30 protein-coding genes are annotated in these 24582 nt (G+C 71.1%); 11 read left to right on the top strand and 19 right to left on the bottom strand.

Annotated elements, in window-relative coordinates; all coding sequences use genetic code 11:
- The first annotated feature begins 51 nt into the window (after positions 1-51).
- Genes ASG73_RS15630 through ASG73_RS15645 form a run of 4 tightly spaced genes read left to right on the top strand, consistent with a single transcriptional unit; the run spans position 52 to position 4149 of the window.
- On the top strand, positions 52-1488 hold the full coding sequence (locus tag ASG73_RS15630; RefSeq protein WP_055997309.1) for an alpha,alpha-trehalose-phosphate synthase (UDP-forming): 1437 nt from the start codon (positions 52-54) through the stop codon (positions 1486-1488).
- Complete coding sequence (otsB, locus tag ASG73_RS15635) at positions 1485-2243, top strand: trehalose-phosphatase (RefSeq protein ID WP_055997312.1); 759 nt, start codon at positions 1485-1487, stop codon at positions 2241-2243. Before ASG73_RS15630 ends, otsB begins: the two co-directional genes overlap by 4 nt.
- Before the next feature lie 50 nt (positions 2244-2293).
- Entirely contained in the window at positions 2294-3541 is a 1248-nt protein-coding gene (locus ASG73_RS15640) for a DUF4032 domain-containing protein (RefSeq protein WP_055997316.1), read from the top strand.
- Positions 3538-4149, top strand: a complete 612-nt coding sequence (locus ASG73_RS15645; RefSeq protein ID WP_055997319.1) for an RDD family protein — start codon at positions 3538-3540, stop codon at positions 4147-4149. Before ASG73_RS15640 ends, ASG73_RS15645 begins: the two co-directional genes overlap by 4 nt.
- Positions 4150-4265: 116 nt before the next feature.
- Here the strand turns inward: ASG73_RS15645 and rlmB are convergent, their stop codons facing one another.
- Both rlmB and cysS read right to left on the bottom strand, forming a co-directional pair.
- Positions 4266-5216 carry a 23S rRNA (guanosine(2251)-2'-O)-methyltransferase RlmB gene (gene rlmB / locus ASG73_RS15650; RefSeq protein ID WP_055997322.1) on the bottom strand — a complete coding sequence of 317 codons (951 nt, stop codon included), beginning with the start codon at positions 5214-5216 and terminating at the stop codon, positions 4266-4268.
- The gene (cysS, locus tag ASG73_RS15655) at positions 5216-6649 is read right to left on the bottom strand and encodes a cysteine--tRNA ligase (RefSeq protein WP_055997325.1); all 1434 of its coding nucleotides are present in this window, start codon (positions 6647-6649) and stop codon (positions 5216-5218) included. Before cysS ends, rlmB begins: the two co-directional genes overlap by 1 nt.
- A gap of 40 nt (positions 6650-6689) precedes the next feature.
- On the opposite strand from cysS, the gene ASG73_RS15660 reads away from it, so the two are divergent.
- Positions 6690-7151 (top strand): hypothetical protein, encoded by a 462-nt coding sequence (locus ASG73_RS15660; RefSeq protein ID WP_156466334.1) that lies wholly within the window; start codon positions 6690-6692, stop codon positions 7149-7151.
- A 6-nt stretch (positions 7152-7157) separates the two neighbouring features.
- Here the strand turns inward: ASG73_RS15660 and ASG73_RS15665 are convergent, their stop codons facing one another.
- Positions 7158-7787 carry an MBL fold metallo-hydrolase gene (locus ASG73_RS15665; protein WP_055997331.1) on the bottom strand — a complete coding sequence of 210 codons (630 nt, stop codon included), beginning with the start codon at positions 7785-7787 and terminating at the stop codon, positions 7158-7160.
- Positions 7784-8872 (bottom strand): S-(hydroxymethyl)mycothiol dehydrogenase, encoded by a 1089-nt coding sequence (locus ASG73_RS15670; RefSeq protein WP_055997679.1) that lies wholly within the window; start codon positions 8870-8872, stop codon positions 7784-7786. Before ASG73_RS15670 ends, ASG73_RS15665 begins: the two co-directional genes overlap by 4 nt.
- Before the next feature lie 153 nt (positions 8873-9025).
- Between ASG73_RS15670 and ASG73_RS15675 the strand changes: the two genes are divergently transcribed.
- Positions 9026-9352 (top strand): hypothetical protein, encoded by a 327-nt coding sequence (locus ASG73_RS15675; protein ID WP_055997334.1) that lies wholly within the window; start codon positions 9026-9028, stop codon positions 9350-9352.
- On the top strand, positions 9349-10047 hold the full coding sequence (locus tag ASG73_RS15680; RefSeq protein ID WP_055997337.1) for a type 1 glutamine amidotransferase: 699 nt from the start codon (positions 9349-9351) through the stop codon (positions 10045-10047). Before ASG73_RS15675 ends, ASG73_RS15680 begins: the two co-directional genes overlap by 4 nt.
- Positions 10048-10076: 29 nt before the next feature.
- Here the strand turns inward: ASG73_RS15680 and ASG73_RS15685 are convergent, their stop codons facing one another.
- The 3 genes from ASG73_RS15685 to ispF form a co-directional block, all read right to left on the bottom strand.
- On the bottom strand, positions 10077-10754 hold the full coding sequence (locus ASG73_RS15685; RefSeq protein ID WP_055997340.1) for a hypothetical protein: 678 nt from the start codon (positions 10752-10754) through the stop codon (positions 10077-10079).
- An 18-nt stretch (positions 10755-10772) separates the two neighbouring features.
- Complete coding sequence (locus ASG73_RS15690; RefSeq protein ID WP_055997343.1) at positions 10773-11810, bottom strand: hypothetical protein; 1038 nt, start codon at positions 11808-11810, stop codon at positions 10773-10775.
- A 75-nt stretch (positions 11811-11885) separates the two neighbouring features.
- Positions 11886-12395 carry a 2-C-methyl-D-erythritol 2,4-cyclodiphosphate synthase gene (ispF, locus tag ASG73_RS15695; RefSeq protein WP_055997344.1) on the bottom strand — a complete coding sequence of 170 codons (510 nt, stop codon included), beginning with the start codon at positions 12393-12395 and terminating at the stop codon, positions 11886-11888.
- Positions 12396-12416: 21 nt separating this feature from the next.
- Here ispF and ASG73_RS15700 point away from each other — a divergent pair, with 21 nt between their 5' ends.
- Positions 12417-13520, top strand: coding sequence for an NAD(P)-binding domain-containing protein (locus ASG73_RS15700; RefSeq protein ID WP_055997347.1), 1104 nt, complete (start codon positions 12417-12419; stop codon positions 13518-13520).
- Here ASG73_RS15700 and ispD read toward each other — a convergent pair.
- Together ispD and ASG73_RS15710 are read right to left on the bottom strand one after the other, a co-directional pair.
- Entirely contained in the window at positions 13517-14200 is a 684-nt protein-coding gene (ispD, locus tag ASG73_RS15705; RefSeq protein WP_082567308.1) for a 2-C-methyl-D-erythritol 4-phosphate cytidylyltransferase, read from the bottom strand. The two genes, ASG73_RS15700 and ispD, sit on opposite strands and share 4 nt — an antisense overlap.
- Before the next feature lie 55 nt (positions 14201-14255).
- Positions 14256-14738 (bottom strand): CarD family transcriptional regulator, encoded by a 483-nt coding sequence (locus ASG73_RS15710; RefSeq protein ID WP_055997350.1) that lies wholly within the window; start codon positions 14736-14738, stop codon positions 14256-14258.
- A gap of 155 nt (positions 14739-14893) precedes the next feature.
- Here ASG73_RS15710 and ASG73_RS15715 point away from each other — a divergent pair, with 155 nt between their 5' ends.
- The gene (locus ASG73_RS15715) at positions 14894-15409 is read left to right on the top strand and encodes a hypothetical protein (protein ID WP_055997353.1); all 516 of its coding nucleotides are present in this window, start codon (positions 14894-14896) and stop codon (positions 15407-15409) included.
- Positions 15410-15488: 79 nt separating this feature from the next.
- Here the strand turns inward: ASG73_RS15715 and ASG73_RS15720 are convergent, their stop codons facing one another.
- Both ASG73_RS15720 and ASG73_RS15725 read right to left on the bottom strand, forming a co-directional pair.
- A complete protein-coding gene (locus ASG73_RS15720; RefSeq protein WP_055997356.1) occupies positions 15489-16169 on the bottom strand; it encodes a response regulator transcription factor in 681 nt (226 codons plus the stop codon).
- A complete protein-coding gene (locus tag ASG73_RS15725) occupies positions 16166-17353 on the bottom strand; it encodes a sensor histidine kinase (protein WP_082567309.1) in 1188 nt (395 codons plus the stop codon). The genes ASG73_RS15720 and ASG73_RS15725 overlap by 4 nt, the downstream gene beginning before the upstream one ends.
- Positions 17354-17508: 155 nt before the next feature.
- On the opposite strand from ASG73_RS15725, the gene phoU reads away from it, so the two are divergent.
- Positions 17509-18183 (top strand): phosphate signaling complex protein PhoU, encoded by a 675-nt coding sequence (phoU, locus tag ASG73_RS15730; RefSeq protein ID WP_055997362.1) that lies wholly within the window; start codon positions 17509-17511, stop codon positions 18181-18183.
- A 7-nt stretch (positions 18184-18190) separates the two neighbouring features.
- On the opposite strand, the gene ASG73_RS15735 is transcribed toward phoU, so the two are convergent.
- The 4 genes from ASG73_RS15735 to ASG73_RS15750 are packed head-to-tail and all read right to left on the bottom strand — an operon-like array spanning position 18191 to position 21528.
- Positions 18191-18922, bottom strand: a complete 732-nt coding sequence (locus ASG73_RS15735; protein WP_055997365.1) for a phosphoglyceromutase — start codon at positions 18920-18922, stop codon at positions 18191-18193.
- Between the two features lie 22 nt (positions 18923-18944).
- Positions 18945-19469 carry a YbjN domain-containing protein gene (locus tag ASG73_RS15740; RefSeq protein ID WP_055997366.1) on the bottom strand — a complete coding sequence of 175 codons (525 nt, stop codon included), beginning with the start codon at positions 19467-19469 and terminating at the stop codon, positions 18945-18947.
- A complete protein-coding gene (gene mshA / locus ASG73_RS15745) occupies positions 19466-20758 on the bottom strand; it encodes a D-inositol-3-phosphate glycosyltransferase (RefSeq protein WP_235499481.1) in 1293 nt (430 codons plus the stop codon). Before mshA ends, ASG73_RS15740 begins: the two co-directional genes overlap by 4 nt.
- Positions 20755-21528, bottom strand: coding sequence for a hypothetical protein (locus tag ASG73_RS15750; protein WP_156466336.1), 774 nt, complete (start codon positions 21526-21528; stop codon positions 20755-20757). Before ASG73_RS15750 ends, mshA begins: the two co-directional genes overlap by 4 nt.
- A 40-nt stretch (positions 21529-21568) precedes the next feature.
- On the opposite strand from ASG73_RS15750, the gene ASG73_RS15755 reads away from it, so the two are divergent.
- Positions 21569-22390, top strand: coding sequence for a hypothetical protein (locus tag ASG73_RS15755; RefSeq protein ID WP_055997370.1), 822 nt, complete (start codon positions 21569-21571; stop codon positions 22388-22390).
- Positions 22391-22399: 9 nt separating this feature from the next.
- Here ASG73_RS15755 and ASG73_RS15760 read toward each other — a convergent pair whose 3' ends face one another.
- From ASG73_RS15760 to ASG73_RS15775, 4 genes are read right to left on the bottom strand one after another with little or no spacing between them, the layout of a single operon-like run.
- Positions 22400-22765, bottom strand: coding sequence for a phosphomannose isomerase type II C-terminal cupin domain (locus ASG73_RS15760; RefSeq protein WP_055997373.1), 366 nt, complete (start codon positions 22763-22765; stop codon positions 22400-22402).
- 48 nt (positions 22766-22813) lie between these two features.
- Positions 22814-23107 (bottom strand): DUF2516 family protein, encoded by a 294-nt coding sequence (locus ASG73_RS15765; RefSeq protein ID WP_055997376.1) that lies wholly within the window; start codon positions 23105-23107, stop codon positions 22814-22816.
- A 9-nt stretch (positions 23108-23116) separates the two neighbouring features.
- Complete coding sequence (gene dtd, locus ASG73_RS15770; protein ID WP_055997379.1) at positions 23117-23545, bottom strand: D-aminoacyl-tRNA deacylase; 429 nt, start codon at positions 23543-23545, stop codon at positions 23117-23119.
- The gene (locus tag ASG73_RS15775; protein ID WP_055997382.1) at positions 23542-24531 is read right to left on the bottom strand and encodes an asparaginase; all 990 of its coding nucleotides are present in this window, start codon (positions 24529-24531) and stop codon (positions 23542-23544) included. The genes dtd and ASG73_RS15775 overlap by 4 nt, the downstream gene beginning before the upstream one ends.
- Between the last annotated feature and the right edge of the window lie 51 nt (positions 24532-24582).

Here is a 24582-nt window from a genome sequence, read left to right on the forward strand (position 1 = left end):
GGGCACGCGGGTACATATGGTGGACCCACCCACTCCTGGAGGTACAGCACCGTGCCACGTCAGCACACATTCGACCTCGTCATCGCCGCCAACCGACTGCCCGTCGACCGCGTCGCGACCCCCGACGGAGGCCACGAGTGGCACCGCTCCCCCGGAGGCCTCGTCACCGCCATGGACTCGGTGATGCGCGGCCGCGAGGGCGCCTGGGTCGGGTGGGCGGGCGAGCCCGGTGAGGCTCCCGCTCCCTTCGAGGAGTCGGGGATGTGGCTGCACCCCGTGCCCCTGTCGGAGGAGGAGCTGACGACCTTCTACGAGGGCTTCAGCAACGAGACCCTGTGGCCGATCTACCACGACGTCATCGTGCCGGCCCACTTCCACCGTGAGTGGTGGCAGGACTACCAGCGCGTCAACGAGCGCTTCGCCGAGGCCGTGTGCCAGGTCGCGGCGAAGGGAGCCAAGGTCTGGATCCACGACTACCAGCTCCAGCTCGTGCCGGCCATGGTGCGCAGGCTGCGGCCCGACCTGCGCATCGGCTGGTTCAACCACATCCCCTTCCCTCCGGTCGAGCTCTTCGCCCAGCTGCCCTGGCGCTCGCAGATCCTCGACGGCCTGCTCGGCGCGGACTACCTCGGCTTCCAGCGGGCCACCGATGCGCAGAACTTCGTCCGAGCCGCCCGTCAGCTCGACGGACGTGCGACCCGCGGCGAGTGCGTGACGACGCAGGACGCCAATGGTGACGAGCGGGTGGTCCGTGCCTCGGCCGTCCCGATCAGCATCGACTACGAGGGCCTGGAGGCGCTGGCCAAGAGCGACGCGGTCCAGAAGCGGGCCGCGCAGATCCGCACCTCGCTGGGCGATCCCGACGTCGTCCTGCTGGGGATCGACCGCCTCGACTACACCAAGGGGATCCGCCACCGCCTCAAGGCCTACGAGGAGCTGCTGGCGCAGGACGCCTTCCGGCCGCCCGAGGTGACCTTCGTGCAGGTGGCGACCCCGAGCCGTGAGCGCGTGGGGGCCTACAAGGACCTGCGCTCCGAGGTGGAGGCGACCGTCGGGCGGATCAACGGAACCTACTCCGCGCTCGGCTCGCCCGCCGTGCACTACCTGCACCAGAGCTACCCGCGAGACGAGATGGCCGCGCTCTTCCAGGTGGCGGACGTCATGCTCGTCACCCCGCTGCGCGATGGCATGAACCTCGTCGCCAAGGAGTACGTCACCTGCCGGCACGACCTGGGCGGGGCGCTGGTGCTCAGCGAGTTCACCGGGGCCTGGCACGAGCTGCAGCAGTCCTTCGTGTGCAACCCGCACGACATCGAGGGGCTGAAGCAGACGATGCTGCGCGCCATCAGCACCGACCCCAAGGACAAGCGTCGCCTCATGCGCGCCTCCCGCCGTCGCGTGGCCGAGCACGACGTGCAGCGCTGGGCCGACCGCTTCCTCACCAACCTCGAGATGGCACCCGAGCGTCCCCCGGCGAAGGGGGCATGACGGTGCCCCTCCCCCAGGAGGTCACCACGGCTCTGGCCGCGGTCGCGGCCGTGCCGCGACTGCTCGTGGCGACCGACTTCGACGGGGTGCTCGCTCCCTTCGTCCTCGACCCCATGGACTCCCGGGCCCAGCCGGGCACCATCGAGACGCTCACCGATCTCGCTGCGGCGCAAGGCACCTGGGCTGCGGTGGTGTCCGGCCGCGACCTGGCCACCCTCGAGCGGCTCACCGGTCTGGCCGGCACGGCTGTCGCCCGCATCGGCAGCCACGGCGGCGAGTCCAGCGCCGGCACGGTCCTGCCGGAGGGCACCAGCGAGGCCGTCGCCGCGCTGCGCGAGCGCGTCGAGCGGGCGGTCGCCGACCGCGACCCGCGGATCCGTCTCGAGCACAAGCCGACGGCCGTCGTGCTGCACACCCGGGGCCTGCCCCCCGAGGTCCTGCCGGTCGCGGAGGCGATCGCGACCGAGGCAGCCGCGGCCGAGGGCGTCACCCACCTCGCGGGCAAGGGCGTCCACGAGCTGAGCGTGGTGCGCGCCGACAAGGGCACCGCGCTGCGCGCCCTGGCCGCCACCCTCGAGGTCGACGCCACCGTCTACCTCGGCGACGACGTGACCGACGAGCACGTCTTCACCGTGCTGGGCCCCGACGACGTGGGGATCAAGGTCGGGCCCGGCGAGAGCGCCGCCCGGCTGCGCGTGGACGACTGCACGCACGTGCCCGAGGTGCTGGCCGCGCTGTCCTCCCTTCGCTCCTGAGGTTGGGCCACACTGGGCGAATGGGCCCTCCGGGCCCGGAGGGAGGAGCCATGCCCCTGGACATCTCCGCTGCCCAGCCCGACCCGGCCCTGCTCGACCTGCCGTGGTCGACCCCGCTGGAGGACTGGCCCGGCGACCTGCTGGCGGCCCTGCCTCGCGGCATCTCCCGGCACGTCGTGCGCTTCGCGCACCTCTCCGGCGGGATCGTCGCGGTCAAGGAGATCAAGGCCGACATCGCGCGCAACGAGTACCGCCTGCTGCGTCAGCTGCGCCGCCTCGACCTGCCGTGCGTCATCCCGCTCGCCGTCGTGACGGGCCGCGTCGACGCCGACGGGCAGCCCCTGGACGCCTGCCTGGTCACCCGGCACCTGCAGTTCTCCCTCCCCTACCGCGTCGTCTTCGGTCAGCACCTGCGCGAGGACACCGCGATACGGCTCGCGGATGCTCTCGCCGTGCTTCTCGTCCGACTGCACATGACCGGCTTCTTCTGGGGCGATGTCTCCTTGTCCAACACGCTCTTCCGCCGCGATGCAGGCGCCTTCTCCGCCTATCTCGTCGACGCCGAGACGGGCGAGCTGCACGACAGCCTGAGCGACGGGCAGCGCGAGCACGACCTCGACCTGGCCCAGACCAACATCGCGGGCGAGCTGATGGACCTCGCCGCCGGCGGCTACCTGCCCGAGGGACTCGACCCGATCGACGTCTCCGCCGACCTCATCGACCGCTACCGGGGCCTGTGGCAGGAGCTCACCGGCGACGAGTGGTTCGACTCCGGCGAGCGCTGGCGGGTCGACGAGCGGATCCGGCGGCTCAACCTGCTCGGCTTCGACGTCGACGAGCTGGCCATCACCACCGACCTGGACGGCACCCACCTGCGGATCGAGCCCAAGGTCGTCGACGCCGGGCACCACAGTCGCCGCCTGCTGCGCCTCACCGGCCTCGACGTGGAGGAGAACCAGGCCCGCCGCCTGCTCAACGACCTCGACTCCTACCGTGCGGCCACCGACCGGCAGGGCGACGACGAGTCCCTCGTGGCCCACGACTGGCTCACCCGGGTCTACCAGCCGACGGCCGCTGCCGTCCCCGAGGAGCTGCGGGCCAAGCTCGAGCCGGCCGAGCTCTTCCACGAGATCCTCGAGCACCGTTGGTACATGGCCGAGCGCGTCGGGCACGATGTCCACATCAGGGACGCGATCAGGGACTACCTGCGTGAGGTCCTGCCGAGCAAGCCCGACGAGCAGGCGGTCATGGGTGTCGACACCCAGATGCTGCCCGTCGTCGACAAGGAGACGAGATGACCGAACCGACGCCGGGTGCGCACGTCCCGCCGAGCGCCCCCGTCCCGCCGAGAGTGCCCTTCGCGTCCAGCGCCAGCGACCCCAACCGCCCCGGCTCGCGAGCCTGGGTGGAGCAGCGCTACGGCCGTACGGCCCACTTCTCCGACCGGATCTTCCCCGGGATCATCGACGCACTCCTCGGGTCCGCCGCGGCCTTCGTCCCGCTCGTCCTCGGCATCATCTGCCTCATCGCCGGCTCGCCCGACACCTATGACTGCGCCTTCGGCTACTCCACCTGCGAGGTGCCCGGCTCCGGCTCCGGCGCACTCATCGGTCTGGGCATCCTGCTGCTCTTCCTGACCATCCTGGTCAGCTTGGCCTTCATCGCGTGGAACCGCGTGTGGCGCGTGACCAGGACCGGTCAGAGCATCGGCAAGAAGCTCACCGGACTCAAGGTCATCGATGCCGAGTCGGGCGCCAACCCGAAGCTCGGCCCGGCCGCGCTGCGCGAGCTCGTCCACCAGTTCGCCGGCATCATCAGCTGGATCTGGATGCTCATCGACGACGACGACCGCACCCTCGCCGACATCGTGGGCAAGACGCACGTCATCCAGGTCGACAAGTCCTGAGGGCTCGCCCCACCCGTCTCAGGATTCTCGGGCCACCCGATGAACCTCGCCTTCGCACGAGTATCGAACTCCTGCACAGGCGAGGTTTCTCTTGTCGAGCGGCCGGGGCCCGGGCGTCAGCGCTGCGCGCCCCGCAGGCGGGCGATCTCGTAGAGCGTGACGCCTGCGGCGATGCCGGCGTTGAGGGACTCGGTGGCGCTGCTCATCGGGATCGAGACGATCTGGTCGCAGGTCTCGCGGACGAGGCGCGAGAGGCCCTTGCCCTCGGACCCGATGACGACGACGAGCGCCGAGGTCGCCAGGTCGAGACCGGGCAGCTCCACATCGCCCTCCATGTCCAGACCGATGACGAAGAACCCGGCCTTGCGGTAGTCCTCCAGCGCGCGCACGAGGTTGGCCGCCTGAGCGACGGGGATGCGTGCCGCGGCGCCGGCAGAGGTCTTCCACGCCGACGCGGTCATCCCGGCGCTGCGGCGCTGCGGCACCACGACTCCGTGACCACCGAAGGCACCCACCGAGCGCACGATGGCGCCGAGGTTGCGCGGGTCGGTGATGCCGTCGAGCGCGACGATCAGCGGTACGCCCGGGATCTCGGAGTCCATGAGGTCGGCGGGGTGGGCGTACTGGTACGCCGGGACCTGCGCTGCCAGCCCCTGGTGCACCGCCCCGTCGGTCAGCCGGTCGAGCTCGCTGCGGGGGGTCTCCATGATCGGGATGCCGGCCTCGGCCGCGATGGTCAGCGACTCACGGACGCGGTCATCGCTGTCGATGCGGTTGGCGATGAACATCGTCGTGATGGGCACCTCGGTGCGCAGCGCCTCGACGACGGAGTTACGACCGGCGATCATCTCGGTCGAGGCCTTCTTGCGGCCAGTGGTCGCACGGTTGGTCGGCCGCTTGTTGCCGGCAGACTTGTCGTATGCCTTGTGGTTGGGGCGCTCGGCCGCCTTGGGCGTCGGGCCCTTGCCCTCGAGCCCGCGGCGTCGCTGGCCGCCGGAGCCGGTCTGCGGGCCCTTCTTCGATCCGGAGTTGCGCACCGCTCCGCGGCGTGAGCTGTTGCCAGCCATCAGTGGTCCTTCCTGGTGAGGCTCCACCGCGCACCGCGCGGAGTGTCCTCGATGGTGATTCCCGCGGCGACGAGCGCGTCGCGGATCTGGTCTGCGGTCTCGAAGTCGCGCGCGGCACGGGCCTTGGCGCGGGACTCGACCTGGAGCTGCACGAGGGCGTCGAGGGCCTGGGTGAGCTCGTCCTCACGACTGCCACCGGCCCCACCCCACGTCGCGGACAGCGGGTTGATGCCGAGGACATCCGTCATGGCGATGACCGTGGCAGCGATCTCGGCAGCCTCGTCCCGGCCCCCTTCGTCCAGTGCGGTGTTGCCCTCACGGACGGTGTCGTGGATGACGGCGAGCGCGCCTGCGACACCGAGGTCGTCGTCCATCGACGCCGCGAAGGCGGCCGGCAGCTCGACGCTCGGGTCGGCCTCGACGGCGCCCTGGCCCGGCAGTGCCCGGCGCAGGAAGCCCTCGATCCGCTCGATCGCGGCGCCGGCCTCCTCGAGGGAGCCCGGGTGGTACTCGATCATCGAGCGGTAGTGGGCCGCGGTGAGGAAGTAGCGGACGGTCAGCGGGTCGTGCTCCTGCACGAGGTGCTGGACCTCGAGGGCGTTGCCGAGGGACTTGCCCATCTTCTCGCCCTTGACGGTCACCCAGCCGTTGTGCAGCCAGTACCCGGCGAAGCCGAGGCCGGCCGCGCGGGACTGGGCCTGCTCGTTCTCGTGGTGGGGGAAGCGTAGGTCGATCCCGCCGCCGTGGATGTCGAAGGTGTCGCCGAGGTACTTGCGGGCCATCGCGGAGCACTCGAGGTGCCAGCCGGGACGTCCGGAGCCATAGGGCGTGGGCCAGTTGGCCGTGGCCGGCTCGTCGCTCTTGCGGCCCTTCCACAGGGCGAAGTCGCGGGGGTCGCGCTTGCCGCGCGGGTCCGCGTCGTCGGCCGCGACCATGTCGTCCAGGCCCTGGTTGGAGAGCTCGCCGTAGTCGGCCCAGCTCTTGACGTCGAAGTAGACATCGCCGCTGCCGTCGGCCGCCGCATAGGCGTGGCCACGCTCCACGAGCGTCTCGACGAGGTCGATCATCTCGGTGATGTGGCCGGTCGCGCGCGGTTCGTAGGTGGGGGGCAGCACGCCGAGCAGGTGCAGCGCCTCGGTCGTGTAGCGCTCGTTGCGGTAGCTGAGCGCCCACCACTCCTCGTCGCTCTCGTCGGCCTTGCGCAGGATCTTGTCGTCGATGTCGGTGACATTGCGCACGAGGGTCACGTCGTAGCCGTGGCCACGCGTGAGCCAACGCCGCAGGACGTCGAAGGAGACGGCGAAGCGCAGGTGCCCGATGTGCGGCGCGCCCTGCGTCGTGAGCCCACAGATGTACATCCCCACCCGGCCGGGGGTGACGGGGACGAAGTCGCGCTGGGCGCGTGTGGCGGTGTCGAAGAGCTGCAGGGTCACGGGGTCAAGGCTAACGGGCGGGCGACATACCCTGTGCCCCGTGATGCAACAGATGCCGGGGTGGGCGGTGATCACCCTCCTGGTGGCCCTCGCTGTCTGGACGGTGGTCGCCTCCGCAGCCATCGAGGCCCGCATGCTCGCGTGGTGGGTGGCCCGGTCGGCGGGGAGCACCGGACGGACCGTGGGCGTCACCGCCCTGCTCCACGGCGGACTCACGCTGTGGTCCGCCGCGGTCCTGATGTCGACGCTCGCCCGGACCGACCCGCTCGCGGCGGGCAGCTGGGGCTCGGGTCTGCTGGCCGTCGGGCTGGTGGCCACCGTCGCCCCGCTCGCCTTCCCCTTCTTCCCGAACCGGTTCGACATGGGACCGGCGCACGAGGACCTCAGCGACGCGGGAGCCTCTACCGGCACCGCCCGGGCGATCAGGTGGACGTCCATGCCCTTCGCCGCGGCCGAGATGACGCTCCTCGTCGCCGCCGTGGTGATGGCGCTGCTGGTCTGAGGCGGCTCACTCGCCCCGGTCGAGCCACTCCTGCAGGTGCGGGGCCTCCGCGGCGATCGTCGTGTCGTCACCGTGGCCGGTGTGGACGACGGTGGACGAAGGGAGGGTCAGCAACTTTTCGCGGATCGACTCCACGATCGTCGGGTAGTCGGAGTACGACCGCCCGGTCGCGCCCGGTCCACCGTTGAAGAGGGTGTCCCCGGAGAAGACGACGCCGAGCTCGGGAGCGTGCAGGCAGCAGGCGCCCGGCGCGTGGCCAGGGGTGTGCAGCACGTGCAGGCCGGTGCCGGCGACGGTGATGACCTGACCGTGGGCGAGCGCGCCGTCGGGGGCGCGGTCCGGGTAGGTCATCTGCCACAGCGGGGCGTCGTCGGGGTGCAGCCAGATCGGGGCCTGGGTGGCGTCGGCGACCTCGGCGGCGGCGTTGACGTGGTCGTTGTGCGCGTGGGTGCTCACGACCGCGAGCAGGGTGCGCCCGCCGATCGCCTCGAGGATCGGGGCGGCCTCGTGGCCCGCGTCGATGACGATGCACTCGCTGTCGTCACCGACGATCCAGACGTTGTTGTCGACCTCCCACGAGCCGCCGTCGAGCTCGAAGGTGCCGGACGTGATGACCTTGTCGATGCGCGCAGTCACAGGACCACGACCGACCGCAGCACGTCACCGGCGTGCATCTTGTCGAAGGCCGACTCGATGTCGCCCAGGCCGATCCGCTCGGTGACGAAGGCGTCGAGGTCGAAGCGCCCCTGGCGGTAGAGGTCGACGAGCATCGGGAAGTCGCGGCTGGGGAGGCAGTCGCCGTACCAGCTGGACTTGAGCGCACCGCCGCGCCCGAAGATCTCGATCATCGGCAGGGTGACCTCCTTGTCCGGCGTGGGCACGCCCACGAGGACGACCCGACCGGCGAGATCCCTTGCGTAGAAGGCCTGCTCGTAGGTCTCGGGCAGACCGACCGCCTCGACGACGACGTCCGCGCCGAAGCCCCCGGTGAGCTCACGGATGCGCTCGACGGTGTCCTCGCTGCTCGCGTCGACGGTGTCAGTTGCGCCGAACCCCTTGGCGATCTCGAGCTTGCGAGGGTCCCGGTCGACGGCGATGATCGTCGTCGCCCCGGCGACCTTGGCGCCGGCGATGGCGGCGTTGCCGACGCCGCCGCACCCGATGACGGCGATCGACTCGCCACGCGTGATCTCACCGGTGTTGACCGCGGCACCGAAGCCGGCCATGACGCCACAGCCCAGCAGGCCCACGGCGGCCGCGTCAGCCTCGCCGTCGACCTTGGTGCACTGACCGGCAGCGACGAGCGTCTTCTCCGCGAAGGCACCGATGCCCAGGGCCGGGGTGAGCTCCTCGCCGGTGTCGGCGAGGGTCATCTTCTGCGTGGCGTTGTGCGTGTCGAAGCAGTACTGCGGCTTGCCCTTCAGGCACGCGCGGCACTGGCCGCACACGGCCCGCCAGTTGAGGATGACGAAGTCGCCCGGCTCGACGTCCGTGACGCCCTCACCGACGGACTCGACGACACCGGCCGCCTCGTGCCCGAGGAGGAAGGGGAACTCGTCGTTGATCCCCCCTTCGCGGTAGTGCAGGTCGGTGTGGCAGACCCCGCAGGAGTGCACCTGCACCACGGCCTCCCCCGGCCCAGGTGCGGGGACGACGATGTCGACGAGCTCGACATCGGCCCCCTTCGAGCGAGCGATGACTGCCTTGACGGTCTGCGACACGACGCGACTCCCTTCGGTGGTGGGCCGACCGGCCCGGTGCACTGTCTGTGTCCATCGTGGCCCACGAGGCGAAGGGAGGACAGCCCGGCCTCCTCGTGTCCCGCGGCCGCGGGTGCGCTTCTCCTGAGCCCGCGGCACATAGGCTTCGCTGCCATGGGCCTGGACCACCGACTCTCCTTCCTCCTCCAACAGCTCGCCTGGGACCTGCCGGTGATCCTCATCACCGTCGTCGCCGGAGTGCTCGTCGTGCTGCGCCGTGACGGGGGGCTGTGGTGGAAGCTCGCGCTGGTCGGCCTCGTCGCGATCACCGCCGGCCAGCTCGTCGGCACCTTCGGGTTCTTCGCGGTCTCCGGCCTGGACGGCGGGTACCGCTACTCCTGGGTGGCGAGCGTCCCGGCCCTCGTGCTCAATCTCGCTGGCCTCGGCCTGCTCGCTGCCGGCGCGATCGTCGGCCGTCGCGGTCAGGTGGCGGCCCGATGAGCCTCCTCGTCGTCCAGCACCAGGACTCCTGCCCGCCCGGCCGGGTCGGCCAGTGGTTGACCGAGGCCGGCGTCGAGCTCGACGTCCGCCGCCCCTACGCCGGCGACGCGCTCCCCGACGATCTCAGCGGCCACGACGGCCTGCTCGTCCTCGGCGGCGAGATGAGCTGCGGCGACGACGAGGCGGCGCCGTGGCTGCCCGCCGTGCGCGAGCTCATCCGCACCGCGGCGAAGGGGGCGACCCCCACCTTGGGCATCTGCCTGGGTCACCAGCTCGCATCGGTCGCCCTCGGCGGCGAGGTCGCGGTCAACCCTGCGGGCCGGACCCTTGGTGTCCTCACCGTCTCTCCCACGCCAGAGCTGGCACAGGACGCACTCTTCGCCACGGCACAGGGCGGCCCCGTCGCCCAGTGGAACAACGATGTCGTGACGCGCCTGCCGGACGGCGCAGTGCGCCTGGCCGACAACGAGCGCGGCGACCTGCTGCTGGCGCGCCTCGCCCCGGCCGTCTGGGGCGTCCAGGGCCACCCCGAGGCCGACCTGCACGTCGTCACCGGCTGGGCGGTCAAGGACTCGGGCTCCCCCGCCGTCGTCGGGATCGACCTGCCGGCGGTTCTCGGCGCGGTCAAGGACGCGCAGCCGCAGGTGGACGCCACCTGGCGCCCGGTGGCGCAGGCCTTCGCCGCGCTGCTCTGACGCTGCTCCTGCGATCTGTCGGTGCGCCGTCAGAGCGCGATCGGACCCGGGAGGTCCTGCTGCACGACGGTACGCCGGGAGTCGACCGTGGCGTCCGGGTGGACGGTGAGGTCGAGCCGGACCAGGTCGTTGTCGTGGACCATCCACCGCGCGAGGGTCCAGTCGTCGCCGCTGGCGGTCACCTCGCGGTCACCGATCGCGTCACCGTGATCCCGGCGGAGCTCCTCGCGCGTCTCCTCGGCCCGGGACCCGGTGAGCTTGATGTCATCCACCGAGTCGATGACGCGGGCGGCCCCGACCGTCGGTCGTAGTGCTCGCACCCAGGCGTCCCCGACCTCACCCGCCGTCTGGGCATCGGTCACCGAGACACCCTCGACGACCTCGTCCCAGGCCTGCGGCGATCCGGACAGCTCCACGCCTCGCGGCTCGCCGTCCTTGGTCACCGCCACGACGGTCACCCGGTGCTGCCCGCTCAGCTGGAAGACGTACCAGTCATCGACGAAGGGAGCGTCGATCGGCTCCGGCCGGGTGCCCTTGTCCCCCGCGAAGGTCGCGAGGTCCGGGTCCTTGTCCTCGAAGGCCTCGATCGTGCGTTCGCGCATCATGCCGTCACCCTCCTGCTCGCCGTCGGTGCCCTGGCCGCACCCGACCAGGCCCATCGTCGCGCCGACGACGACCGCCGCCACCATCGTCCGCTTGCGTCCCATGCCATCCATCCTCATCGATCACCACAGCGGCCACCAGTCGTGCGCGGAGTCCCAGTCGTCTCCGTGCCGGTCGGCGTAGTTCTGCCCATCGGTGGACTGCTCGTACGAGACGGTCGGGTGCGTGCCCTCGAACATCTGCCGCACCTCCTCACGGCCTGCGGTCTCTGCCTCGGCGGGAGTGGCTCCGTCGGCCAAGGCCTGGTCGACCGCCTCGTGGTAGGCCTGCTCGTCGCCGCCCATGGGCACCTCGATGCCCTCGGACCTCGCCTGCTCGTTCCACGCCCACTTGTCCGACTGGCCCTCGATCTCCTCGTCGAGCTTGCCGTCGATGTACTCCTGGCGAGTCGTGTCGCCGGTCTCGACGACCTGGTCGCGCGCATCCCACTGCGCGTGGTTGGCCTCGTGGATCAGTGTGCCGGGCGAGTCGTTGTACTGACGCTCGCCCTCCGGCAAGCTCGGGTCGTCAACACCGAAGGTGATGCTGTTGTCCCCCGCCTGGTAGAAGGCGCCGGTCGTCGAGTCGTCGTACTTGATCTCGATGTCGTTGAGGCGCAACCACTCCAGGGTCTCGCGTCCCTCAGGAGTGGCCATCAGGTCGCGCGCCAGCTGCGAATCGCTGTCCAGCCCCTCGGGCATCTCGATGTCCGACCCCGGGTCACCGTCGGTCTCGTAGTCCTCAGCCTCCTTGCGGTCCCACCACCAGCGGTTGTCCCGGGCGTCGTTGTTGTCCGCGACGACATTCCCCGGTGGAGCGCTGCGGGGCGGGCCGGAGGGGGCACCGTCGCCACCTGCAGAGCCCTGCTCCTGCTGGTCGGCCTGCTCGGTGAGCCGTCGGGCGAAGTCGACCAACCGGTCGGCCGCCGAGGTCAGCTGGATCTGCGAACGTTGGACGGCCATCAGGAGATGCTCTGCGTCGGGTCCGTTCCAGCTGCCCTCGAGGACCAAGCGGGAGTCCTGCACCTGCTGCTGGCACCCGGAGAGCCCGTCCGCCGAGCCCCCGAGCTGACGCGCGATCTCGCGCAGTCGTCCTGGGTCGCCCCCATGGGTGACGCTCATGTCCTCCCCCTTCGTCTGTTGCGCTCCAACCTAAGGACCATCTACGAGGACCGCGATGGGGAGGGCTCCCCCGCGTCAGGCCGCAGGGACAGGGACCACGAGCGCGGTGGCGATCGCGGCCGTGCCCTCACCCCGACCGGTGAGCCCCAGCCCGTCCGTCGTCGTCCCGCTGACGCTCACCGGGGCACCGCAGGCACGGGACATCGCCTGCTGGGCCTCATCACGTCGGGCACCGATCTTGGGCCGGTTGCCGACCACCTGCACCGCGATGTTGCCGATCTCGAAGCCGGCCTCGCGCACCAGGCGGGCCGCCTCGGTGAGCAGGGTGACCCCCGAGGCGCCGGCGAGCTCCGGCCGGCCGGTCCCGAAGTGCTGTCCGAGGTCGCCGATCCCCGCCGCGGCGAAGAGCGCGTCGCAGGCCGCGTGGCAGGCGACGTCGGCGTCCGAGTGCCCCTCGAGCCCGACCTCGCCGGGCCACAGCAGACCGCCGACCCAGAGCTCACGCCCCGAGTCGGCCGCAGCGAAGGCGTGGACGTCGACACCGATCCCGGTCCGCGGCAGCCTGTCGGTGTGGTTCGCAGTCATGGCGACAGTCTCCCAGCCGGGATGGACTCCGAGCACGCTGGCGTTGCACCCACCGTGGACCCCCTCGACTCGATCGTCATCGGCGCCGGGCAGGCAGGGCTCTCTGCGTCCTTCCACCTGCGGCGCCTCGGGATCGGGCACCTCGTGCTGGACGCCAACGAGCGCGCTGGCGGGGCGTGGCAGCACCGGTGGGACTCGCTGACGATGGCCGACGTCCACGGTGTCGCTGACCTGCCCGATGCTCCAGCGCCCGGTGGGTCGGGCGATCGTGCCAGCCAGGTCATCGCTCGCTGGTTCGACGACTACGAGGAGACCCACGACCTGCCGGTCCTGCGTCCGGTGCGCGTGGACTCGGTGCGCGACGAGGGCGGGCTGCTCGTCGTGCGCTCGGGTGATCGCCGCTGGACCACCCGCACGCTGGTCAACGCCACGGGCACGTGGACCCACCCCTTCGTCCCGACCTACCGCGGCCAGCGCGACTTCGCCGGGGAGCAGTGGCACACGGTCGCCTACCCGGGAGCAGAGCATTTCCGTGGCAAGCGCGTCGTGGTCGTCGGCGGCGGCGCGTCCGCCGTCCAGCTCATCGGGGAGATCGCGCCCATCGCCGAGGTCACCTGGGTCACACGCCGACCACCGGTGTGGAACAAGGACTTCTCCGGCCGGGAGGCCATCGAGCTCGTCGAGCGTCGGGTGCGCGAAGGGAGGCCCCCCGCCAGCGTCGTCTCGGTCACCGGCCTGCACCTGCGACCGCAGGAGATGGCCGCCGCGCGCACCGGCGTCTACGGCCGGCGGCGCCCGATGTTCGAGCGGATCGAGGCAGACGGCGTGCGCTGGGCCGACGGCAGCATCGAGCGGGCCGACGCGATCCTCTGGGCGACCGGGTTTCGTCCGGCCGTGCGGCATCTCGCGCCGCTGGGGCTGCGCAGCCCCGAGGGCGGGATCGCGCTCCTGCCCGGCACTCGCGATGTGCAGACCTCCGTCACCAGCGCCGTCGACCCTCGGGTGCAGCTCGTGGGCTACGGCCCCTCGGCGAGCACGATCGGCGGCAACCGGGCCGGCCGCGCTGCGGCCCTCGCCGTGCGCCACCACCTGGCCGCACGGACCCCTGAACCTGCATTGCCCTAGGGCAATGCAGACCAGCGGTCAGTCAGGAGACGCTCGGCGCGGGCCAGGTCGTCCGGCGTCGTCACCTTGAGCGCCCGGTGATCGCCCTCGACGACGAGCACGTCGTGCCCGAGGGCCTCGACGAGCGCTGCGTCGTCGGTGGCCGCGGCGCCGGCCGCGTGCGCAGCCGTGAGGATGCCCCGGACAAAGCCCTGCGGGGTCTGCACGGCACGCAGCGACTCCCGAAGCGGGGTGTCGACGATGAGCCCACCCGCATCGATGACCTTGACGGTGTCGATGACCGCGACCCCGGGGACGGCTCCGACCGCTCCGGCAGCCAGTGCCGCGAGCACCCGCTCGAAGACCCCGACCGGTGTCAGGCACCGGGCCGCGTCGTGGACGAGGACCCGGTCGACGTGGTCGGACAGCACGGCCAGACCTGCCGAGACCGACTCAGAGCGCTCGGCGCCTCCCGGCACGACCTCGGCGCGGGCATCCGCCAGGTCGAGGCACGCCACGATCGAGCGCGCCTCGTCGACGAATGCCTGCGGGACGACCACGACCACCTCACCGGGGCGAGAGGCGAGCACCCCGCGCAGCGCGTGCTCGAGGATCGTCACGCCCGCCAGCTCGACGAAGGCCTTGGGGCGGTCCGCTCCCAGTCGCGTGCCTGACCCGGCAGCGACGACGACGACGCCCACACCGTGATCGGTGTGGGCGTCGTCGATGCTGTCTGTGGTGCTCAGGACACTGTCCTCAGGACGCCAGGACCTCGTCGAGGATGACCTCGGCCTTGTCCTCGTCCGTCTTCTCGGCGAGCGCGAGCTCGGAGACGAGGATCTGGCGTGCCTTGGCCAGCATCCGCTTCTCACCGGCGGACAGGCCGCGGTCCTTCTCGCGGCGCCACAGGTCGCGGACGACCTCTGACACCTTGATGACATCGCCCGAGGCCAACTTCTCGAGGTTGGCCTTGTAGCGGCGCGACCAGTTGGTCGGCTCCTCGGCGTGCGGCATGCGCAGCACCTCGAAGACTCGGTTCAAGCCCTCCTTGCCCACGACATCGCGGACACCCACGAGGTCGCAGTTCTCGGCGGGCACCTCGATGGTCAGGTCACCCTGAGCCACCTTGAGCTTGAGGTACTGCTTTTCCTCACCCTTGATCTTGCGCATCTTGATCTCTTCGATCAGAGCAGCCCCATGGTGGGGGTACACGACCGTCTCGCCGACCTTGAAAACCATGTGGAGATTTCCCCTTTCGCGACCTCAAGATTACCACGGCGTGTCGTACGTCGCACAGTCGCCCGACGCGCCAGAATGCCCCTTCGCGTGCGCGCGTCGAGAACACGACCGTACCCACGACGAACCGGTCCCGCGCTCCCGCTAGGCTGTGCCCCGTGAAGCGCAACCTCCTCACCCGCACCCCTGTCATCGCTCTGGCCGCGGCCCTGGCGGCCGGCACGGCTGGCTGCACGGTCACCTCGCCGTTCCAGACGGCCGAGACCGCCTCCTTGGCCGACGGCGTTCCCGTCGACCTCGCCTCCGCGCAGGTGCGTAACTTCGCCCTGATCAGCGGGGAGAAGGGGGGCGACGCCACCGTCATCGGCGCCGTCGAGAACGTCAGCGGCAAGGAGCTGACCCTCACGGTCGCGATCCCGGGCGGCAGCAAGGCCGAGACCAAGATCCCCGCCCATGCCACCGTCGGCCTCAGTGATGACGGTCTGATGACCCTCACCAAGATCCCCGCACCTCCCGGCGACATGATCGAGATCGAGATCAGCGACGGCACCGAGTCCACCCCGGTCCTGGCTCCGGTCCTCATCCCGACCGGCTACTACGAGGACTACGCCCCCAAGGGCTGGACCCCCGCCCCGACGCCCAGTGCCTCGGAGAGCCCGGCCGAGGGCCACTGAGCCCCCTTCCCGTACTCACGACGAGAGGCCGGCACCCGTGACGGGTGCCGGCCTCTCGCGTCCGCCGGGGTGAGAGCGCTCAGCTCTCGAACTTGTAGCCCAACCCCCGCACGGTGACGATGTGCACCGGCTTGGCCGGATCGGGCTCGATCTTGGCCCGCAGCCGCTTGACGTGCACGTCCAGCGTCTTGGTGTCCCCCACGTAGTCACTGCCCCACACGCGGTCGATGAGCTGCACCCGGGTGAGCACGCGGCCCACATTGCGCAGGAGCATCTCGAGCAGCTCGAACTCCTTGAGTGGCAGCGGGACCTGCGACCCTCCGACGGAGACGACGTGCCGGTCGATGTCCATGCGCACCGGCCCGCCCTCGATGGTCGCGGGGAGCAGCTCCTCGGGCTCGCTGTTGCGGCGCAGCACCGCCTTGATGCGCGCCAGGAGCTCACGTGAGCTGTAGGGCTTGGTGACGTAGTCGTCGGCGCCGATCTCCAGCCCCACGACCTTGTCGATCTCGCCGTCCTTGGCCGTGAGCATGATGACCGGGACATTGGACCGCTGCCGGATGGCCCGGCAGACGTCGATCCCCGACAGCCCGGGGAGCATGAGGTCGAGCAGGACGAGGTCCGCGCCGTCCGCGTCGAAGGCGGCGATGGCGTCGGGGCCGGTCTCGGCGACGGCGACGTCGTACCCCTCCTTGTTGAGCAGGTAGGACAGCGGGTCGGAGAAGGACACCTCGTCCTCGACCACGAGGATGCGGGTCATGAGCGGGACTCCTTGGGGGTGACGGGGATGCTGGGGATGGGGGTCGTCTGGCCGTCGGACTCGAGCGAGTCGACGGCGGCGGGCAGGCGGATGGTGAAGGTGGATCCGTGGGCGCCATCGCTCCACACCTGGATGTCGCCCCCGTGGTTGGCGCAGATGTGCTTGACGATCGACAGGCCGAGACCGGTCCCCCCGGTCGCTCGGGAGCGGGCCATGTCCAAGCGGTAGAAGCGCTCGAAGATGCGTGTCTGCTCGTGCTCCGGGATGCCGGGGCCTTGGTCGGTCACGGCGATCTCGACGGTGCCCTCGTGCAGGCGGGCGCCGACCCCCACCGCGGTGTCGGGGTCGGAGTAGGAGATGGCGTTGCCGACGAGGTTGCGCACCGCGGTGATGAGCATGTCCTCGTCACCGCGCACGTAGAGGTCCTCGGCGACCTTGTCGGTCAGCGTGATGTTCTTCGCCTCGGCCCCGATGCGCAGGTGCTCCAGGGCCAGCGCCACGACGTCCTCGACCTCGACGATCTGCGGGTCCTGGAGCACGGGGGTGCCCTGGAGCCGAGAGAGCTCGACGATCTCCTTGATCAGGCTCGACAGGCGGACGGCTTCGCCCTGCATCCGCCGGGCGAAGCGGTCCACGGCCTCTGGGTCGTCCTTGGCGTCCATGACCGCCTCGGCGAGCAGCGAGATCCCCCCGACCGGCGTCTTGAGCTCGTGGCTGACATTGGCGACGAAGTCGCGGCGGGTCTCCTCGACCCGATGCCCCTGGGTCTGGTCGTCGACGAGCAGGAGCAGGTGCTTGGCACCGAGCGGGGCGACGCGCGCGGCGACGTAGACGACGGAGCCGAGCCCGGGACGGGACAGCTCGAGGTGCGTCTCTCGGATGACCCCGTCGCGAGCGACCTGCGTGACCATCCGCAACAGCTCGGGGTGCGCGAGGCGGGCGTTGCGCACGAGGCCGTACGTGATGGCCGCGGGAGATGTCGTCACGACACCGCCGTCTTGGTCGAGCACCACCCCGGAGGAGCTCAGCACGGCCAGGACGTCGCCGACACCACGAGGGATCTCGGGTTCGGGCTCGGGTGGGATGGCACGCTCCCGGTCGCTCATGGCGATCGCCGCCCACACGAGGAAGCCGATGAGCAGACCGGCGGCGCCACCGAGAATTGCCGCGGTCGTTGGCTGCACGTCACCGAGAGTACTTCTCCCACGAGGCATGCTGGGACCGGGATGCTCTTCCACGGTCGGGCGCCCGCGATGTTCACCTGTGCGCTGCAAAGTGTTCACAAGGGCCGCGTTCACTGTGCCGGGACCCGAGCCCGACCACTACCGAAGGGGGCGCCATGCGTCAGATTTTCCACGACGAGCTCGAGCAGGTCGCAACCGACCTCGTGTCGATCGCCGAGCTGGTCAGCGCGGCCATCCGCCAGGCCACTGCAGCGCTCCTCGAGGCCGACGTCCAGCTGGCCGACCGTGTCATCGAGCAGGACCAGGCGATCGACCTGCGCCGCAACGACATCGACGCCCGCTCGATCGACCTCCTGGCCCGTCAGGCTCCAGTGGCCAGCGACCTGCGCACCGTCGTCGCCTCGATGCGCATGTCCGGCGACCTCGAGCGCATGGGCGACCTGGCCCGGCACATCGCCCAGGTCGCGCGCATGCGCTATCCCGAGCACGCGGTCCCCGAGGAGCTGCACGAGACCTTCCAGCGGATGGGCGCGATCGCCGAGCGGATCATCAGCCACGTCGCCGCGGTCATCAGCAGCCAGGACCTCGTCGCGGCCCGTGACATCGAGCAGATCGACGACGAGCTGGACGAGCTCCACCGGGAGATGTTCACCAAGCTCGCCGAGGGCTCCTGGAAGCACGGGACGACGAGCGCCGTCGACATCGCGCTGCTCAGCCGCTACTTCGAGCGATTCGGCGACCACGCGGTCACCGTCGCCCGCCGCGTCGTCTTCCTCGTCACCGGCGAGGCCGGCTCCATGGAGCCGCACGAGGACACCGAACGCCGCTGAACCCCGCCTACCTGCCCTGGTTGGCCACCGCGGACGCCTCAGCGGCAGCGGCCTCCGGGTCGAGGTAGGCGGCCGGGCGGGTCGGCATGAAGTCCTCGCCGAGGTCGTAGACGAGCGGCATGCCGGTCGGGATGTTGAGACCCGTGATGTCCTCGTCGTTGATCCCGTCGAGGTGCTTGACGAGCGCGCGCAGGGAGTTGCCGTGCGCGGTCACCAGGACCGTACGGCCGGCCGCGAGGTCCTCCCGGATGGGCCCCTCCCAGTAGGGCATGAGCCGCTCGATGACGTCCTTGAGGCACTCGGTGCGCGGGACCTCGATGCCGGCGTAGCGCGGGTCGTCGGTCTGGGCGTACTCGTTGTCCGGCTCGATGGTCGGCGGCGGGGTGTCGAAGCTGCGACGCCAGAGCATGAACTGCTCCTCGCCGTACGTGTCCCGTGTCGTGGCCTTGTCCAGGCCCTGCAGGGCGCCGTAGTGACGCTCGTTGAGTCGCCAGTCGCGGCGCACCGGGATCCAGTGGCGGTCAGCCGCGTCGAGGGCGATGTTGGCGGTGGTGATCGCGCGACGCAGCAAGGAGGTGTGCACGACGTCGGGCAGGAGCCCGGACTCCTTGATCAGCTCACCGCCGCGCACCGCCTCGGCACGTCCCTTGTCGATGAGGTCGACGTCGACCCATCCGGTGAAAAGATTCTTCTCGTTCCAGTCGGAGCGGCCGTGACGGAGCAGGATCAGAGTCGACATGGGCACAGGATAACGACGGCTCTCACTCGGCGGGCGGGTCGTCCGGCCTCGCGAGGACCGAGCGGAAGGCCTCGAGGTTGCGCAGCGACTCCCCGCGCGAGACCCGCCAGTCCCACTCCTTGTGCATCGAGGAGCGAAAGCCCAGCAGCAGCAGCTCGTTGAAGGGCGCGTCGGCCGCCTCGAGCACGACCCCCAGCACCTGGTCGACGGCCTCGTCGGTGACGGCACGAAGGGGGATCCGCCCCCCGACGTAGACGTCGCCCGAGGAGTCCACCGAGTAGGCCAGCAGCGGCATGCGCAGGTTGCGCTGCAGCAGATGGCGGTAGAACTGCTCGTGGTTCTCGTCGGCATTGCGGATGACGAAGGCCGACACCGACAGGGCCTTGTCCCCCACGACGAGCGAGACGACCGTCTTGAGCTTCTTCTCGCCCGGCAGGGTGACGACGAGCTCGCCGTCGCGCGCCCCGAGCTCGTGCTCGAGCTCGGCCTCGGTGACCACCCGGGTCACCACCTCCAGAGCACGCTCCCGCTCGGTCTGATCGCTCATCGGGCCACCTCCATGGGTTGGTGGGTCGTGGGGTCGGTCAGGGCAGCTCGGTCGGCGACCGCGCCGGTGTAGACGTCGAGCAGGCGATCCACGGTCGCGGACCAGCCGAAGTCCTCGGCGTGCCGACGGGCCCGCGTCCGCAGGTCGTCCGCGCGTGCGGGGTCCTCGAGCACAGCGAGGAGCTCCTCGGCCCAGACGTCGGGGTCGTGCCCCTCGACGAGTACTCCAGCGTCGCCGACTGCGGTGGGCAGGCCACCCACCTTGGCAGCCAGCACGACGGCGCCGGATGCCTCGGCCTCCACGGCCACGAGGCCGAAGGACTCGGTGTACGACGGGACGGTGACGACGTCGGCGGCGCGGTACCAGTCGGCCAGCTCGGCGCGGCTGACCGGGGCGGCCAGGTGCAGCACGTCGGCCACCCCCAGCTCCTCCCCCAGCTGCTCGAGCCGGTCCGGAGCAGCCAGACCACGGCCGGAGGCGCCACCGACGACGGCGACCACGAGCCGCTCACGCAGCTCGGGTCGACGCTCGAGCAACCGCGCTGCGGCACGGACGAGGACGTCAGGGGCCTTGAGCGGCTGGATCCGCCCGACGAAGAGCAGCACCACGGCGTCCTCGGGCAGGCCCACGCTCGCCCGTGCCGCAGACCGGTCGCCCGGGACGAAGAGCTCGAGGTCCACGCCCGGGGGGACGACGACGACCTTGCCCGGGTCGGCGTCGTAGTACTCGACGAGCTCGAAGGCCTCTTGGTCGGTGTTGGCGATGAGCCGGTCGGCGATGTCGACGACCTGGGCCTCACCGATCTCCCGCCCGGGGGGCTCGGGGACATCGTCCTGCGCCAGCTGACGGTTCTTGACCCGGGCCATCGTGTGCATGGTGTGCACGAGCGGCACCTGCCACCGCTCGGCGACCAACCAGCCCACCTGCCCGGAGAGCCAGTAGTGGGAGTGGGCCACGTCGTAGTGCCCCGCCGGGACACGCGCGATCTCGCGCATGACGCCGGCGGCGAAGGCGCACAGCTGCCCCGGCAGGTCCTCCTTGACCAGCCCCTCGTAGGGGCCGGCGTCGATGTGGCGGACCCGGACGCCGGGGAAGAGCTCGACGACATCGGGCAGGTCCGCCGCGGTGCGACGGGTGAAGATCTCCACCTCGATGCCCCGGCGGGCCATCTCGCGGGCCGACTCGACGACGTAGACATTCAGCCCGCCGGCGTCGCCGGTGCCCGGCTGCGCCAGCGGTGAGGTGTGCACGCTGATCATCGCCACCCGTCGGATGCGCTGCTCGATCACTCCTCCACCGTCCTGCGATAGCTCGTCATCGTCAATGTCTGACTCGAGGACCAGGCGTGCAGGTCGGTGTGCCCCATGCGGCGCAGGTCGATCCCACGGTGGCTGCCCCGCGGCCCCACCCCCACCACCACACCCAGCTCGGTCGAGTAGGCATCGGTCACGGGAGCCGGACCATCGCCGACCCACCAGGCCCGCTTGCGGAGCAACCGCTCCGGCAGCCCGGGCGCGCGGCCACGGGTGCCCAGCTCCTGGGCCGAGTGCACCACGACGGCGTCGGCTCCCTTCGCCTCGGCGGTCACGACCAGGCGAGCCCCCTCGAGCCGCACGACGATCGTGGCGGGCAGGCTTTGCTCGGCGTTGGTGAGGCGGCCCGACCAGGTGACCTCACCCGGCTTGATCGACAGCCGGTCGATGTCGAGGTTGCTCATGACGGTCGAGATCTGCTCGACGCGGTCGCCGTCGCGGCCCTCGACGGTGCCGAGCAGCGCAGACATCGGGGATCCGCCACGGACCGTGCGGAAGAGCAGTGTGGAGCCGTTGGTCACGCGCAGGCCGGTCTCGTCCAGCTGGACGGCACGACCGGACCCCAGGGTGACCACCCCCCGCGCCTCGGGGGCGACGACGAGCAGGCCGGGCTGGACCTGCCGGACGCCGGAGTCCTGCCCCAGTGCCGGTGGGACCCAGATCACGGCGGCCAGCAGCAGGGCACCGGTCATCGAGAGGAGCAGGGACACCATGCTCCAGCTCACCCGTCGGTCTGTGCGCCACACACCCACCAGCCTAGTTCGCGAGAGGATCTACGCTGCCGGGGTGCCCAGCCCGCGCCCCCTCGGCAACATCACTCGAGGGACGACCAACCCCAACCGCCTGCGCCGGTGTGACCGGTGGCTCGTGGCGACCCAGCGTGACCGCCTGACGAAGGGGGACCCGCCGCACCTCGTCGATCTCGGCCACGGCGCCTCCGGGGTGACCACGCTCGAGTGGGCCGACCGGGTGCGCGCCGTGCGCGCCGACGTCCACGTCACCGGCCTGGAGATCGACCCGGAGAGGGTGGCCACCGCCCAGGCCTGGGCCCGGCCCGGCGTCGACTTCGCACTCGGTGGCTTCGAGGTCCCCCTGCCGCAGGGACGACGTGCGCGGGTGATCCGCGCCTTCAACGTCCTGCGCCAGTACGACGAGGCCGAGGTCGAGGACCCGTGGCTGCGGATGACCGGGCGCCTCGAGGAGCGGGGCATCCTCGTCGAGGGCACCTGCGACGAGCTGGGCCGGCTCGGCAGCTGGCTCACGCTGGACGCGCACGGCCCGCAGACCCTGACCCTGTCGTGGCGGCTGCGGGACCTCGACGCCGCACGCCTGCCCTCCGTGGTGGCCGAGCGCCTGCCCAAGGCGCTCATCCACCGCAATGTCCCGGGCGAGCCGGTGCACGACCTGCTCCGGCTCCTGGACGACGCGTGGCGACGGACCACCCCCTTCGCGCCCTACGGTGCCCGGCAGCAGGCGATCGCCGCCTTCGGCGAGGTCGCCCAGCAGGTCGCCGTCATCGGCAGGGCCGACCGGTGGCGCCTGGGTGAGCTCACGGTGCCGTGGAGTGCGGTCGCGCCCCGCAGCGGACCCCTGTCGGGGCGCTGGTAACGGGAGCACTCAGCGGTGGTAGTCGTCCTCGAGCCGGACGATGTCGTCCTCGTCGAAGGTGCCGTAGCCGATCTCGAGGACGCGGCCGGGCCGGTCGGAGGAGTTGCCCATGCGGTGCACGGCACCCTGGGCGACCCACACCCGCTCGCCGGGCTGGGCGCTCCACGTCTCGTCGCCGACGGTCACGTCGATCGGCCCGTCGAGGATCTGCCAGAACTCTGCGCGGCGCTCGTGGGTCTGCAGTGACAGCCGGTGGCCGGGGTCGACCGTGATGACCTTGACCGTCGTCGGCTCGTTGAGGGTGAACTGCTCGAAGCCGCCCCACGGACGGTTCGACACGAACATGCCCTCACGGGGGTCCGGCAGGCTGGTCACGAGTTGTCCCCTCGGGTGGCGGTGCAGTGCCTCGTCATTGTGCCCGACTCAGCGCCGACGGCCGAGGACCTCGTCGATCGCCGGCCGTACGTCGGCGAGGTAGACCCCGGCGATGACGATGCCGATGATCGCGAGGAAGCCGATGCCACCGAGCGCGGCGACACCCATGAGCGTCGCGACTACCAGCGCCGCGACCCAGAACTTCTTGGACTGCTTGCCCGTCGCGGTGAAGGCGTCCTGCCGCTGACGAACGGCGTGGACGAGGGCGAAGACCTCCGCGCCGAGGGCGAGGAGGCCGAGCACGAGGACGATGAGGCCCTGGACATTGCTGAGGATCTGCACGCGGTCAGCCTAAGCGGGCACGTCGACGACGATGGTCACCGGACCGTCGGCGTGGATGTCGATCGCCATGTCGGCGCCGAAGCGGCCCGTGGCGACCTCGATCCCCCGCTGCCGCAGGCCGTCGGCCACCGCGTCGACGAGCGGCTCGGCGACCGGCCCGGGCGCGGCGGCATTCCACGACGGGCGCCTGCCCTTGCGCACGTCGGCGTGGAGGGTGAACTGGCTGATGACGAGCACCGCTGCGCCGCAGTCGGTCACGGAGGTCTCGTCGTGCATGATCCGCAGCTCGGCGATCTTGCGCACGGTCGTGTCGACCTCGAGCGCCCCGTCGTCGTGGGTCACCCCGACGAGTGCGACGAGACCGGGGCCGATCTCACCGACCACTGCGTCGTCGACGACGACGCGGGCGGAGGTCACCCGCTGCAGGACCGTCCTCACGGGGCGGTGAGGTCGAGCACCTCGACGCCGCCGACGGGGCGGCCGTGGCCGAGGACCGGCTGGTCGGCGAGGTCCTGCAGGCCGGGCGTGTCGACTCCCAGCGCGAGGAGCGCGTGGGCGATGAGCCCACGGCGGGCCCGCGGGGTCGGCGCGCCGTCGGCGACCTTGACAGCGATGCCCCGACCATCGGCCAGCCCGGCGGCGTAGACCGACTCGGCGCCGTCCTTGGCGATCAGGCCGGGCACGGCCTGCATGAAGTGCGTGACATCCCGGCCCGTGCCGCCGACCATCTGGGGGGCCGTGCGCATGGCGTCGGCGATCCTCCCTTCGTCGGTGGTCGGCTCGGCCGCGGCCAAGGCACCGAAGGAGGCCGCGAGCCCGGACAGCGGGACGGCGAAGAGCGGTGCGCCGCAGCCGTCCACGGTCGCGTGGGTGACCTCGCCGACGACCTCGGCGGTCGTCGCCCGGATCGCCCGCTGGAGGGGGTGGTCGACGTCGAGGTAGCTCTCGATCGGCCAGTCGTTGACCCGGCAGGTCGCGAGCATGCCGGCGTGCTTGCCGGAGCAGTCCTGCGCGACGGGGGCGGGCGGAGTCCCGGCAGCCAGCCAGCGGGCGTGCTCGAGCTCACCGATCGGCAGGGCGGGGGTGTTCTGCAACGCGTCGAGGTCGAGACCGACGCTCGCGAGGATCTCGGCGACGGCCTCGCGGTGGAAGTCCTCCGCGGAGTGGCTCGAGCACACGAGGGCGAGCAGGCGCGGCGGCAGATCGAGGCCGTGCCGCACCATCGCGAGGGCCTGGATCGGCTTGAGCGAGGAGCGCGGCAGGACGGGGTCGTCCACCCGGCCATGGCGAAGGGGGGTCCCCCCAGCCGGGTCGGTGGCGACGAGGGTCGCGCGGTGGGCGGACTCGACGAAGCCCCCGCGGGTCACGTGGACCAGCACGGGGGCTTCGTCGAGACTGGTGGTGTCGGGCGCCTGGGCGGTCATCCGCCCGAGGCTACCGGGGTCACCAGAGCATCAGCTGCTGCGCATCAGGCG

Origin of the sequence: Janibacter sp. Soil728 (assembly GCF_001428305.1) — a bacterium.
GTDB lineage: Bacteria > Actinomycetota > Actinomycetes > Actinomycetales > Dermatophilaceae > Janibacter.

Bases quoted from the DNA above. Each gene is read 5' to 3' on its own strand.
- otsB (WP_055997312.1), top strand. From the start codon at position 1,485: ATGACGGTGCCCCTCCCCCAGGAGGTCACCACGGCTCTGGCCGCGGTC.
- ASG73_RS15640 (WP_055997316.1), top strand. From the start codon at position 2,294: ATGCCCCTGGACATCTCCGCTGCCCAGCCCGACCCGGCCCTGCTCGAC.
- ASG73_RS15645 (WP_055997319.1), top strand. From the start codon at position 3,538: ATGACCGAACCGACGCCGGGTGCGCACGTCCCGCCGAGCGCCCCCGTC.
- rlmB (WP_055997322.1), bottom strand. From the start codon at position 5,216: ATGGCTGGCAACAGCTCACGCCGCGGAGCGGTGCGCAACTCCGGATCG.
- ASG73_RS15675 (WP_055997334.1), top strand. From the start codon at position 9,026: ATGGGCCTGGACCACCGACTCTCCTTCCTCCTCCAACAGCTCGCCTGG.
- ASG73_RS15680 (WP_055997337.1), top strand. From the start codon at position 9,349: ATGAGCCTCCTCGTCGTCCAGCACCAGGACTCCTGCCCGCCCGGCCGG.
- ASG73_RS15685 (WP_055997340.1), bottom strand. From the start codon at position 10,754: ATGGGACGCAAGCGGACGATGGTGGCGGCGGTCGTCGTCGGCGCGACG.
- ASG73_RS15690 (WP_055997343.1), bottom strand. From the start codon at position 11,810: ATGAGCGTCACCCATGGGGGCGACCCAGGACGACTGCGCGAGATCGCG.
- ispF (WP_055997344.1), bottom strand. From the start codon at position 12,395: ATGACTGCGAACCACACCGACAGGCTGCCGCGGACCGGGATCGGTGTC.
- ASG73_RS15700 (WP_055997347.1), top strand. From the start codon at position 12,417: ATGGACTCCGAGCACGCTGGCGTTGCACCCACCGTGGACCCCCTCGAC.
- ASG73_RS15710 (WP_055997350.1), bottom strand. From the start codon at position 14,738: ATGGTTTTCAAGGTCGGCGAGACGGTCGTGTACCCCCACCATGGGGCT.
- ASG73_RS15720 (WP_055997356.1), bottom strand. From the start codon at position 16,169: ATGACCCGCATCCTCGTGGTCGAGGACGAGGTGTCCTTCTCCGACCCG.
- phoU (WP_055997362.1), top strand. From the start codon at position 17,509: ATGCGTCAGATTTTCCACGACGAGCTCGAGCAGGTCGCAACCGACCTC.
- ASG73_RS15735 (WP_055997365.1), bottom strand. From the start codon at position 18,922: ATGTCGACTCTGATCCTGCTCCGTCACGGCCGCTCCGACTGGAACGAG.
- ASG73_RS15740 (WP_055997366.1), bottom strand. From the start codon at position 19,469: ATGAGCGATCAGACCGAGCGGGAGCGTGCTCTGGAGGTGGTGACCCGG.
- ASG73_RS15775 (WP_055997382.1), bottom strand. From the start codon at position 24,531: ATGACCGCCCAGGCGCCCGACACCACCAGTCTCGACGAAGCCCCCGTG.